The 13,351-nt window shown below is 47.9% G+C and carries 9 protein-coding genes; all 9 read left to right on the plus strand.

Going from position 1 to position 13,351, the window contains the following annotated elements:
- Positions 1–103: 103 nt before the first annotated feature.
- The 9 genes from ACFQ3J_RS00095 (at position 104) to ACFQ3J_RS00135 (ending at position 13,341) form a co-directional block, all read left to right on the plus strand.
- Positions 104–1,015 (plus strand): DoxX-like family protein, encoded by a 912-nt coding sequence (locus ACFQ3J_RS00095; RefSeq protein WP_251584300.1) that lies wholly within the window; start codon positions 104–106, stop codon positions 1,013–1,015.
- 16 nt (positions 1,016–1,031) lie between these two features.
- Entirely contained in the window at positions 1,032–1,712 is a 681-nt protein-coding gene (locus ACFQ3J_RS00100; protein WP_251584301.1) for a DUF4166 domain-containing protein, read from the plus strand.
- A 318-nt stretch (positions 1,713–2,030) separates the two neighbouring features.
- Positions 2,031–3,146, plus strand: a complete 1,116-nt coding sequence (locus tag ACFQ3J_RS00105; RefSeq protein WP_091158732.1) for an ABC transporter ATP-binding protein — start codon at positions 2,031–2,033, stop codon at positions 3,144–3,146.
- Positions 3,147–3,170: 24 nt separating this feature from the next.
- Positions 3,171–6,158 carry an extracellular solute-binding protein gene (locus tag ACFQ3J_RS00110; protein WP_251584302.1) on the plus strand — a complete coding sequence of 996 codons (2,988 nt, stop codon included), beginning with the start codon at positions 3,171–3,173 and terminating at the stop codon, positions 6,156–6,158.
- Positions 6,145–7,125 (plus strand): carbohydrate ABC transporter permease, encoded by a 981-nt coding sequence (locus tag ACFQ3J_RS00115; RefSeq protein ID WP_091158728.1) that lies wholly within the window; start codon positions 6,145–6,147, stop codon positions 7,123–7,125. Before ACFQ3J_RS00110 ends, ACFQ3J_RS00115 begins: the two co-directional genes overlap by 14 nt.
- A gap of 2 nt (positions 7,126–7,127) precedes the next feature.
- On the plus strand, positions 7,128–8,042 hold the full coding sequence (locus ACFQ3J_RS00120; RefSeq protein WP_379292243.1) for a carbohydrate ABC transporter permease: 915 nt from the start codon (positions 7,128–7,130) through the stop codon (positions 8,040–8,042).
- Positions 8,043–8,062: 20 nt separating this feature from the next.
- Positions 8,063–10,228 (plus strand): YIP1 family protein, encoded by a 2,166-nt coding sequence (locus ACFQ3J_RS00125; protein WP_251584304.1) that lies wholly within the window; start codon positions 8,063–8,065, stop codon positions 10,226–10,228.
- A complete protein-coding gene (locus tag ACFQ3J_RS00130; RefSeq protein WP_251584306.1) occupies positions 10,225–12,471 on the plus strand; it encodes a DUF5696 domain-containing protein in 2,247 nt (748 codons plus the stop codon). The genes ACFQ3J_RS00125 and ACFQ3J_RS00130 overlap by 4 nt, the downstream gene beginning before the upstream one ends.
- Positions 12,472–13,341 carry a carbohydrate ABC transporter permease gene (locus ACFQ3J_RS00135; RefSeq protein WP_251584308.1) on the plus strand — a complete coding sequence of 290 codons (870 nt, stop codon included), beginning with the start codon at positions 12,472–12,474 and terminating at the stop codon, positions 13,339–13,341. It begins immediately after the preceding gene.
- Positions 13,342–13,351 lie beyond the last annotated feature (10 nt).

Raw genomic sequence — 13,351 nt, forward strand, 5'->3', positions numbered from 1 at the left:
TTTTGAACAAACAGGAAACTTTTACTGTATTACAGCGTCTATAATATAAATTACATTGTGATTATTTTCTCATATACAATTTGAGCTTCGTTAAGGAGGTGGCATGAGAGTGTTTGCGAATCAGCCGATATATGTCGAGACACTCATCCATACGGACATGGAATCGATCTGGGAGGCTACGCAAAACCCACAGAAGCATGTGGAATGGGATCTTCGTTTTTCGCAGATTGATTACATCCCTAAGCAAGAAGAGGAGGAAAAACAGCGATTTCGTTATGTGACGAACATCGGATTCGGGCTCCGAATAGAAGGGGAGGGAGTGACCACTTCCGGGAAACATCAGGATCATAAACGTATGTCTTCCCTACATTTCTCCTCGGATCAGGCGATCTCTCTTATTTTGTCTGGAGGAGGGTACTGGCGCTATGAGCAGGCGGATAAGGGCATCCGGTTTCTAACCCGTTATGATTACAAGACCCGATTTTATTTCCTGGGAAAATGGTTTGACTTTTTTGTTTTCAGGCCATTGATGGGCTGGGCAACAGCGCTCAGCTTTGATGTACTTAAGATTTGGCTTGAAAAAGGAATTTCTCCTAAAATATCCTACCGGCAGCTATTTATTCATGCGATCGTCACGTTTGGCCTTATGTTTACCTGGATTTACCATGGATTGGTACCGAAGCTGCTTACGCAGGATGCTCAGGAGCTTGCACTGTTGAAGGGGATCATCGGTTCGGAGGCGAATGCAGTGCTCTTGCTGCAGGTGGTGGGGCTGCTGGAAATAGCCGTTGGGATCTTATGCCTCTTATTTCACAGGCGAAAGGCGCTCTACATATTCAACATTGCAGCTATGCTGCTTCTCACTATCGGTGCAGCGATCTCAGATATATCCGTCTTCCTTGCGCCGTTTAATCCAGCCACTTTAAATATGGCAGTTTGTTTGCTTGCCTGGATAGGCTGTATGACACTCGCACATCTTCCATCCGCAAAGCACTGTATCCGCAAGCAGCCATGAGAGAGGAGAACAAGCAATGGATTCGATCTATCGGACAGTACTAGGAACCGATTTTGAGAAGCTCCACCCCCGAATTCAGAAGCGATTTGGGTTTAACAGCTTAAGCGGAATCGCTTCAATCGGGAGAGGAGTGATGGATTCCGTATGGTATGGACGAATGTATACCCTTCCTTTTCTATATATCGGTACCTGGCGAAATATTATGTTTCCTCAGAAAGGGACGAATGTGCCGTTTACGATAGAAAACTATGCATATCTGGATCAATTCGGAAGAGAGACCGTGACTTGGATCCGGACCTATGATTTTGGTAACCAACGCCGCAGATTTGATGCGACCATGATTTACAGCTGTCAGCGGAACAGGATTGTGGATTATCTAGGCACGCATCAGCATCTGGCAGTGGACATTGACCTGACTGTCGATGAGGAAGGAGGCTTAAGACTGCGATCTGGTGAGCAGCGTTTTTATGAAGGCATTATCGGATTTCGGTTTCCCATGCGGTTCTCCGGTGTAGCGGATGTGAGGGAGTGGTACGATGAGACAATGGATAAATATCGTATAGACGTTAAAGTGACAAATGATCATTGGGGACCGCTATTTGGTTATCATGGAAGCTTTGATACAGCCTTTATTCCGATCAAAGTAGGCGGGATCCCTGCTTATATCAAGCCGGTTCGTGAGGAAAAGCGGGAATAGTGACAGGAGTCAAACAAATTCTCAAGAGACTTTTTCCGTAATAGAGCGATATACATTGTACGATAGTCTGTCAAAAGGCTGCTATAGAATTTTCAAAAAGGATGCGTGAATTCGGCGCATTCTTTTTTTATGGAGTACAAAGAAATACGGCATCGGTTAGTCATTTATACAAATGGTTGATCTGTTAGCAGAAACAATCCAGACTACACCGAATAGCGAAAGTAAAGCGTTTATACATAGATACAAAATAATGGAATTGCAGGAAAGCTCAGCAGGAGCCCATAGTGAAAAGAAGGATGAAACGAGAGGAGAAGGGTGATGGCACGAATCCTGTTTAACCATGTGTACAAAAGATATGGCAAAGATCAGCAGCCCGTCGTACAGGATTTTCATCTGGAGGTTGTGGACAGAGAGTTTATCGTATTTGTTGGACCATCGGGGTGCGGCAAATCGACGACGCTGCGTATGCTTGCCGGGCTGGAGGAAATCTCTGAGGGCGAGATTTGGATCGATGATGAAATGGTCAATCAGCTACCGCCGAAGGATAGAGACATCTCGATGGTGTTCCAGAACTATGCACTGTACCCCAATATGTCCGTATATGAGAACATTGCGTTTGGACTAAGACTTCGCAAATTGCCAAAGCATGATATTGATCTGGCGGTAAAGCGAGCAGCGAGAATACTTGAGATCGAATCGTATCTTGACCGAAAGCCGAAGGAGCTGTCCGGCGGACAGCGTCAGCGTGTAGCACTTGGCCGCTCCATCGTGCGTAATCCGCAGGTATTTCTCATGGATGAGCCGTTATCTAACTTGGATGCCAAGCTCCGGGTTCATATGCGTACTGAGATCATCAAGCTTCATAAACAGCTTGGAGTGACAACCATATATGTAACCCATGATCAGACAGAAGCGATGACGATGGGCAGCCGAATTATCGTACTGAAGGACGGCATTATTCAGCAGGTGGATTCTCCAGAGCTGATATACAATTGTCCGCAGAATATGTTCGTTGCAGGCTTTATCGGCTCTCCACAGATGAATTTTATAGAAGGGAAAATTGTAGAAGCGGACGATCAGCTGGAGTTTCAGACGAGAAGACATCGTCTCGTTATTCCGGAGAGCGCTGCTGTTCCCTTGAGGAAGCGAAACAGGGTCAATAAGTACGTTATCCTCGGGATCAGGCCGGAGAATATAAGCATAGAACCAATCATGTTCGAGACCTTTCCAAACGCTGTATTCCAAGGCATACATCAGTTCAGTGAGCTAATGGGTGCCGACCGCTACTTGTATGTCGATATTGGAACTGACAAGGATTTAATTGTCAGGGTGAACCCGAGAGACCATGTGGAAGAGCTGACAGAGATACGGCTGGCGATGGATATGAACAAGGCACTATTTTTCGATAAAACTACGGGTGAAAGGTTCAGCTGATTTACAGGAAAAGAGAGGTGCAATATGAAGCATATCCGCTATATTTTCCTTATCCTTCTGCTTGGTATCGTTCTGTCTACGGGCATCTTTCCATACACAAGCCCTTCTGCCACTCCACCTGTATCCGCTGCCGATTCCTTACAAGATTCAAAGGATGGAGAATATCCGCTTGTTAATCCCACAATTGAAAGCGCATTCGAACCGTATTATTCGGATGTTGCTGATTCATGGGAGCAAGAAGGAGTTCCGCCGGCTCGGGAGTCCATTCTCGTACCCGGCACAAGTATCTCAGGCCAATCGGAAGGGGCAAGTGTATCCGCCGGCTCATACGCAGGCAAGGAAGATGTACTGATCTGGAGCAATAACCGGACGGAATGGATCGAGTATGAAATTGATGTTCCTGCCGAAGGAATGTATGAAATGGCGCTGTCATATCACGCCTTGATTGATGAGGATGCCGTTTATCAGAGCTACCGGCCGACAACGATGGCTGTATCCTTTGAAGGTGAATATGTGTTCAACGAGGCAAGGGCGATTGAGTTTGCCAGATGGTTCAGGGATGAGCTTCCTTTCAAGACAGATGAGAATGGAAACCATATTAGACCCAGGCCGATTGAACAGAATCAGTGGATGAGACAGCCATTTCAGGATGCGGAGGGAACCACTCCTCTACCGCTAAAGTGGAAGCTGACCGAAGGCAAGCATACCTTGCGTCTTCAATCCTTTGCACCTATCGTTATCGATCGAATTGAGCTTGTTCCGCCAACAAGGATACCGCCTTACGAGGTGTTTCAGACTAACATGCCGGTGAGCAATGGGAATGCGAGTGGAAGTGAAGTCATCGTAATTGAGGCCGAGAATATGCAGGCCAAGAATGATGTAGCGATTCAAGCGATGACGGATCAGGACCCGCTCATGACACCGGACGCCGCGAGCAAGCTGATCTTTAATGCCGTCGGCGGCACACGCTGGCAGAATGGCGGCGGCGCAATAACCTGGAGCTTCACAGTACCGGACAGTGGACGTTATAACCTAGGGATCAGGGCCTATCAAGGCTACCAATCGAGCAAAAAGGTGTATCGGAAGATCATGATTGACGGGAAGGTGCCCTTCGAAGAGCTGCTGGCATATCCGATCTCTTATTCTACAAGCTGGCAGGGGCTGGTGATCGGCCAATCTGCGGAAGAACCTTATGAAATATACCTTGAAAAAGGTGAGCATACCCTCACACTGGCTGCTACATATGCTCCTTACAATCAAGTTCTTAACGAGCAAGAACAAGTACTCGCTTCAATTAGAGCCTTATCTGAGAATATCAACACGATTACCGGAGGAGTAGAAGATACAGCTCGAACGTGGAGAATCAAAGAGAACTTTCCGGAGCTGATTACAAGGACAGAGGAGATTAAGCGGAAGCTCGAACGTATGGCGGCCATGCTGCTTGAGGTGAATGGCGAAGCGGATGCAAACTCACAGTCCTTGTCTACAGCAATAACCGATGTAGAGGACATTCTTCGTTATCCGAATGATATACCCTACAAGCTGGAGGATCTAAGTCTGATCTCATCCCGGATTGCTTCAATTACAGCGAGTCTCACGGCTGCACCGCTTGCGCTTGACAAGCTGTATATTGCTCCGGCAGGCACAGCTTTTCCGCGAATGGAAGCCAATTGGGGGGAGAAGACGCTAAGAAATGCCTCTTCTTTCTTTCATTCCTTTAGTTCAGACAACAGACTATCGTCCAGTGAGGGTGAGGTACTGAATATATGGGTCAACTATGGCCGTGACTATGTCAATCTGATACAGGAGATGGCGGATCAATATTTTACTCCGGAGACGGGCATCGAAGTCCAGGTGGACCTGCTGCCAGACGAAAATTTACTAGTGATGGCGAATGCCGCAGGTAAATCTCCGGATATTGCCCTAGGGATGACGGAAGGAAGGCCGATTGAATTGGCCATTCGCGGGGCAGTAGAGGACTTGTCCAATTATCCGGGATTTGATGATTTGTTTGAACAATACTCACCAGGCTCTACTTTACCCTACTATTTTGCTGACGGCTACTATGCACTGCCGGAAACACAGCGGTTTCAGGTGCTCTATTACCGCAAGGACATTTTGCAGAAGCTGGGGCTTGGCGTGCCCGATACATGGGAAGATGCGATCGAGATGCTTCCCACTCTGCAGCAGAACGGATATAACTTCCACATTCCGTATAACGATTACATGACCTTCCTATATCAGTACGGTGCTGAATTTTATACGGCAGACGGAATGAAGACAGCACTTGATTCACCCGAGGCGTTCACCGGCTTCAAGCTTATGACCGATCTGTTTACTGTATATGGAATCGAGCAGCAAGTTCCGAGCTTCTACCAGCATTTCCGCGATGGAGATATGCCGATCGGGATCGCTGATTTTAACTTTTATTTGCAGATGCGTGTGGCTGCGCCTGAGCTGGATGGCTGGTGGGGAATGGCACCGCTGCCGGGAACAGAGAGTGAGCGCGGGGAAGTAGAACGCTGGACAGGCGGAAATCAGACCGCGGCGTCGATCTTCTCAAACAGCAATCTTAAAGAGGAAGCCTGGCAGTTTCTGCAATGGTGGCTGTCGAGCGAGACGCAGCAGCGATTCGGGAATGATCTGGAAGGATTCTACGGCGTAGCGTTCCGCTGGAATACGGCGAATCTTGAAGCCTTTACAGGACTGCCGTGGAACGAGGAAGAGCTTGCAGTCATGCTTGAGCAGTGGCGCTGGTACAAGGATATGGCCAATATACCAGGCTCGTATTTTATCCCGCGGGAAGTGATGAACGCATGGAACAGAACCGTCCTGAGCGGTCAGAACTACCGTGATGCCCTTGAAGAGGGAATACTCGGCATTGATCGTGAGATTTGGCGTAAGGCGAGGGAGTTCAATTTCATTGATGATCAGGGACAGATTGTAAGCACCTATGATCCACCACAGGTGACAGAGCCTTGGAAGGGAGTGGATAGGTATGTCAACCCATGAGGCAGAGCTCTCTAAGCCATTAAGACCTCCAGAGAAAAAGCAAAAGACCAGCAGCAATCGTATTGCAGCGCTGTTTAGGGAGATATGGAAATACCGGCTTTCTTACCTGTTTATTTCTCCCTTTGTCATCGCCTTTACGTTGTTCATTCTTCTGCCGGTACTGGCTGCGTTTGGGCTTAGCTTCACGGATTTCAATACAATTCAATTCCCTAGATTTATCGGCTGGGACAACTATGAGTACATTTTTTCACAGGATACCTTATTTCTAAAGCACGCAATTCCGAATACGATCAAATTTGCGGTGCTGGTTGGTCCAGGCGGATTGATTCTGTCCTTTATTCTCGCCTGGCTGATCGCTCAGATTCCAGACAAAATTCGGCTGTGGTTCGTGCTTGCGATTTATGCTCCCTCTCTAACAGGAGGCGTAGTGATGCAGATTATTTGGCAGCCGCTTCTGTCCGGAGATCGGATCGGTTATCTAAACAGCTTCTTGCTTAAGCTTGGCATCATTGACGAACCGCAGTTATGGGTGCTTGATCCGGCATACCTGATGAATTCCATGATTATCGTCACCTTGTGGTCAAGTATGGGCGTGGGCTTCCTTGCGATGCTCGCCGGAATTCTGAACGTCGATGAGACACTCTATGAGGCCGGGCGGCTTGACGGGATCAAGAGCAGATTGCAGGAAATCTGGTATATTACGATTCCTTATATGCGGCCGCAGATGCTGTTTGCTTCCGTGATGGCCATTGTATCTGCGTTCAAGGCTGGAGCCATTGGTGAACAGCTGTCGCAGACCAAGCCCACTCCTGAATATGCAGGCCATACTCTCGTCAATCACATTGACGATTATGGGCTGGTCCGGTTTGAGATGGGTTATGCAGCAGCTTTATCCGTTGTTCTGCTCATTACGATCTATATATTCAACAGGCTCAGCTGGAGATTGTTTGGTACGAAGGGGGAATGAACATGGACCATGCCGCAAATGATGGATCACAGAAGTCAGTCAAACGGCCTGTAATACGCCATAAATTCTGGCTTCGGCGTATGGACAGAACACAGCTGATTTTGACGTTTCTGCTCGGCATATTCGCTGTGCTGATGCTGGTGCCGATCATTTACATCATAAACCATGCGCTCAAGCCGTACTCGGAGCTGTTTATTTTCCCTCCGAATATTTTTGTCCGGCAGCCGACCTTGAGCAATTTTACCGAGCTGTTTGTCATGACCCGGGATGCTGTCATCCCAGCTTCAAGATATTTATTTAACAGTATCGTCGTCGGCGTCATCGGAACAGGAAGCGTCGTTATTGTAAGCGCTCTCTGCGCCTATCCGCTCTCGAAGCATAAATTTCCGGGTCACAAGCTGCTATTTTCCATTATCGTCGTGTCCCTGATGTTTGTGCAGGAGGCTATTAATATTCCCAGGTATGTAGTCGTCGCAAATCTCGGTATTATGAACACTTATTGGGCACACATCCTGCCTCATATTGCGAGCACCGTAGGCGTTTTTCTGATGAAGCAGTTTATGGATCAGGTTCCGAATGAGCTGATTGAAGCAGGCAAAATTGACGGAGCGAGGGAGTTCACGATCTTCGCAAGGATCATTATTCCGATTACACTTCCAGCCTGTGCTACAGTCGCCATTTTCTCCTTCCAGTCGATCTGGAGCGATGTATCCACATCGACGCTGTTCATGCAGGACGATGCGATGAAGACTTTTCCTTTCTTTCTGTCGACCCTTACCCAGAACCTCGCCAACTCTGTAGCCAGACAGACGGCAGCGGCAGCAGCTGCACTCATCATGTTCCTGCCAACACTGATTATGTTTCTGTTCTTCCAGCGCAAGGTGATTGCCACAATGTCGCATTCCGGCATCAAGTAGTGAAGGAAAGGAGGATCGTTATGAAGTTTAACTGTGGATTACGTGCATGGTTGTCTGTCGTTAGCTTGGCAATGATCCTGGCTGCTGTGCAGGTTCCGCATACGGCATGGGCGGACGTAACCTACGGCACTTTTACGAAAGACAGCTATGGACATCAGATTGACACCCAGCCCGCCTACACACCCTTCAAAATGATAGGCAAGGATCTCGCCGTACCCGATCCAGACAATCCGGGGCAATTCGTGGCTTCACCGATGCAGAAGCCTTCGGATGTCTATATCAGTGAGTCTGATGAAATTTATGTGGCAGACACGGGGAACAATCGAATTGTGAAATTTGATAAAGACGGGAATTTTGAAAGGTATTATGAGCTGGCGGAGAATCCGCTGAATGCTCCTCAAGGCGTATTTGTTGATGAGAAGGGTCATATTTTCATTGCGGATACCGGGAATAAGCGCGTTGTTCGACTGTCGGCATCAGGCCAGCTGCTTAAGGAATATAAGCGTCCTGAATCCAGCAATGTACCAGAGGAGCTGAAATACGATCCCATCAAGGTGGCGGCGGACAGACGCGGATACATATATATTGTCACGATGGGCGGATATTACGGGCTGGTACAGCTTAACCCGGATGGGGAATTTCAAAGATTCTATGGAGCCAATGCGGCACCATTTTCCTTCATTGATTCCATAAAAAGAGCATTTTACACCCGGGAGATGTATGAAAATGAAACGAGCAAAATTCCTCCTGCTGTCAACAATCTTGCGATCGATGACGGGGGGTTCATCTATACCGTAACGAACGGTGCTGAAGTGGAAGCCGAGCAGATTAAAAAGCTGAATTTCCAGGGAGAGAATATTCTTGCCCAATATAATAAATTCGGTACGGCGAAGAAGAGCTTCGGCGAGTATAACTGGTATGACATTCGTTATGTTGACGGCATTACAACCCCTCCCCAAATTGTCGATGTTTCAGTCGATTCGGAAGGGAATTTTACAGTCGTTGATTCCTATTACACCTATTTGAGCCAGTATGATGCTAATGGCAATCTGCTCTTTTACTTCGGCGGACCTTCATCCTCTGCTTCGTCCCAGCTCGGTTTAATTAAGACACCTGCTGCGATTGATATTAATTCCAGAGGAGAAATTTATGTGCTCGACAGTCAGGAAAGCATACTGCAAGCCTATCGTCTGTCGGAATTCGGGGCAATGGTGCATGAGGCGAACCGCTTGACCCAAGAGGGCAGGTATCTCGAAAGTGAGAAGCCCTGGAAGGAAGTACTTCGTCTCAATGAACAATATTTGCCGGCCATTCTAGGTCTAGCACAGGTAGCGTATAAGAAGGGAGAATACGAGGAAGCCGCCAGGCTGTTCAAAATTGCGGGAAACGATGCAGGTTATTCAGAGTCCTTCTGGCAGATCCGGCTGCAGTGGTTCCAGGCTCGATTCTCATTCTTTGCTACGCTGTTCGCAATAGCCGCAGTATTTATATTTGTTGTCAACCGACTAGCTAGAGGAAGAATAAATCGGATGATGGAAGGCTTCTCAAACCGAATGGATGACAGGTATCTGTTGTTCTCCCAACTAAAACAGGCTTTTGTCATTCTAAGACATCCCATCGACGGTTTTACCGCATTAAGGTTTGAGAATAAAGGCGGGTATGTGAGCGCGTGTATTCTGTTGGTACTGACTGGAAGTGCGCTCCTTCTATCTGAACAGATGACGAGCTTTGCGTTCAACCCGGTTTCGCCGTCTTCGGTTACAGTGACCTCGGTGCTGCTCCCTTTCCTAGGGCTGTGGTGCGGTTGGGTTGTAAGCAATTATTTGATTAGCTCCATCTACAGGGGAGAGGGACGTTTCAAGGATGTTTTTGTTGGCAGTGCCTATGCACTCACGCCTTTTATTCTCATTGGTGTACCGCTGGCTGCCCTATCCAATGTCATGACACACGCAGAAGGTGCAATTTACGATTATCTCCAGCTCGGAATGTATATCTGGCTCGCTTTTCTGTTCATCTGGATGGTTCAGTCCTTGCATAATTACACCGTAGGGGAAACCTTGATGAATATGATAATGAGCCTGTTCGCTTTAATTGTGCTCGCAGTCTTGATCTTTCTTGTCATTGGTCTTACGAACGAGCTGCTCGTATTTGTCCATGAAGTCTATCAGGAGGTGCTGTTAAGATGAGGCTTGCAAAATACAGAAAAGCTGTGCTCTTCATTCTTCTCGCCTTCATTATCATACTTGGAGCCAGTAGGCTCGAAGTGAAGTTTAGAGGAGATGACATGGTCCCAGCAGCTCAGCAAGGGACATCAGGAGGTGCGGAGCAGCAAGAGGCCTCACTCCCGGTAGAGGCTGATTTTAGAGCAGCGGCAGAAACCGATTCACTGATTCTGAAGCTGGATGAGACGACAGGACACTTCATTGTCGAGGATAAACGTAACGGCAATATTTGGAGATCCTATCCTGATCCGCAAGACTTCGAGAATGAGACGATCGGTGGAATTTGGAAGACACACCTGGTCTCGCCACTCATGTTCCAGTATACCGATTTCACGGTATATAACACGCAGCCTCGTGAGAGTAATTTCAGGACCTTAGGCGGCACAATTGAAGACATCCAAGAGATCGACGGAGGCATTCAGTGGACATATGATATGCCCAAGCTGGAATTGACCGTGCCTGTCCAAATCCGGATACAAGACGATTACGTGGAGACCAAGATCGTGGATAAGGGCATGAAGGAAGGCAAATACAGTTTGATCTGGCTGAGACTGTTCCCATTTATGGCATCAGAGCACTCAAACGATCGGGAAGGTTATCTGTTCGTTCCGGACGGATCCGGCGCATTGATCGCTTATGATGATCACAGACTGAATACGAATCTTGGTTATCAGGAAAGTGTATACGGCAAAGACCCCTCCTATATGAGCCGGCTTGGCTTCAGTTCTCGTTATCCAGCCCAGATGCCGGTCTTCGGAATTCACTCTGGCGAGAAGGGAATGCTTGCTGTAATAGAAGAGGGAGCCGAATACAGCGATATTTTCGCCGCCCCTTCCGGCATGCTGAGCGGCTATAACTGGATTACGGCACAGCAGTCCTATCGAGCCACGTTTGAGCAAATTACGAACCGGAGCAAAGGAACGAGCTTTACGACCTACAATAAAGATAAGCGTTTCGGCACTGATCGGACTGTACGATATTATTTCTTGAACAATGGCAAATCCGATTATGTCGGCATGGCGGATCGATACCGCAAGTACTTGATGGAAGAGAAAGGGCTTGAGAAACAAAGCGATTCGAAATCTGCCAATATCCCGCTTCATCTCACTCTTCTGGGTGGTGATTCTGAAGATGGGATGCTCGGGAACCGTTATATTCAAGCGACGACAACAGAACAAGCTGCACATATTCTGTCCGATCTCCGGGAACGGGAAGTTGGCCCGATGTCATTAACCTACTTGGGATGGCAGAAAGGCGGTTATGCACAGTATGGCGGATATCTTGGTGTTGATCCGGCGCTTGGCGGCGAGCAGGGGATGAAGGAGTTAATCGAGCATGCCCATTCGCTGGATATCCCGGTTATGCTGGGAGTCAATTATGAGTTCAATAATACCGGTAACGGAGGATTCCGTGAGCAGTATCATGCGATAAGAAACATGGCTGGGACGATGCAGGAAGCCCGAATCCGCGGTGATGAGGTCTATTTGGCCAGCAGTCGCTTTATTCAGAATGCTCTGCGCAAGGAGCTGAGCTCCTATGCTGAGCTAGGGGCAGATGGGCTGTCTCTCCTCGTCACAGGCAGTCGTCTGGACAGCGACTATAACACTAGAATCGGAGCCTCCCGCACGGAAGCGATCTCCATACAGCAAGAGCTCCTTCAGCAAGTGAAGGATGAATTGGGCGAGGCATGGATTGGAAGTCCGAACTTTTATATGCTGGGCGGTGCTACTCATGTGAATGCGCTCCCAGACGATTACTCCTATGATCTGTTCTCGCAGGAGGCCATTCCTTTTGCACAAATCGCGGTGCATGGACTAATCACCTATACGTCTGGATTTGAGAATGACAGGCAGCAATTTAAGCACGATTTTTTGCGGGATATTGAATATGGTGCGCTTCCCTCATTTCTATTCACAGCAGTGCCGGCTGACAGATTGACCCAGGCACACGGTCTCCAGCTCAAAAGCTCCCACTATGCAAGCTGGGCGGATACCGCAGCTTCGGAGTACAGGAGGTATAATGAGGCGCTCTCAGATGTACAGCATCAGTTTATTGTTGAGCATCGTGAGCTGGCTGACGGGGTAAAGGCGACCACCTATGAAGATGGAACCATGATTATCGTCAATTATACGGAGGCGGCAATTTTATATGACGGTGAGGAGGTTGCCGGGCAGAATTTCAAGGTATTGAAGGGGGATGGAGCGTAGATGAAACGTAAAAAGAGGCGTCTAAGTGCACGAGAGCATCGAAAGCTGTGGGGCTCCATCTTCATATCCAACTGGGTTATCGGTTTCTTGATCTTTATGGCGTTTCCGCTTGTGTATTCGCTGTACATGAGTTTTCATCATTTGGAAATTCTAGCGAGCGGGCTCAAGGTGGAATATAGAGGACTTGCGCATTACAAGACGATATTATTCGAGAATGGCAGATATTTGTACGAAGGGCTGATTCCATTTCTGCGAGAAGCACTGCTCATGATCCCGGTTATTGTCATCTTCGCCCTGCTGATTGCGATTATGCTTAATCAGAAATTTGCGGGACGCACCGCGTTTCGAGTCATCTTCTTTCTTCCTGTTATCTTTACGACCGGGCAGGTGATTGAAGAATTTATGGCACAAGGTGAAGGTGATATTGAGTTCTTAACGAGATACAATATTTCTTCCTTCGTAACTGAGCTGCTTCCTGGCAGCTGGGCTGCACCCATCATTGCGGTAATGGGTTCGTTTGTACTTGTGCTGTGGTATGCCGGAGTTCAAATCTTGATCTTTCTTGCAGGCAGACAAACGATCTCGCACTCAATCTATGAGGCAGCCCGGATGGATGGAGCAGCCCCTTGGGAGACGTTCTGGAAAATAACACTTCCAGAGATGGTCCCCTTCATCCTGTTAAATACGATTTATACGGTGGTCGATTTGTTTACTTTTCCGACCAATCCTGTTATCGACATGGTCAATACGGCGGATTATGGATTGTCGAGTGCTCTGGCCTGGATCTATTTCAGCATTATTCTCGTTTTCTTGGGTATTATTTTCTTCCTGTTCTCGAGAATTTCACGCAGGGCCAGCGCTTACCGTTAAAGGAGGTATA

It is taken from the genome of Paenibacillus provencensis (genome assembly GCF_042678545.1).
Lineage (GTDB): Bacteria > Bacillota > Bacilli > Paenibacillales > Paenibacillaceae > Paenibacillus > Paenibacillus provencensis.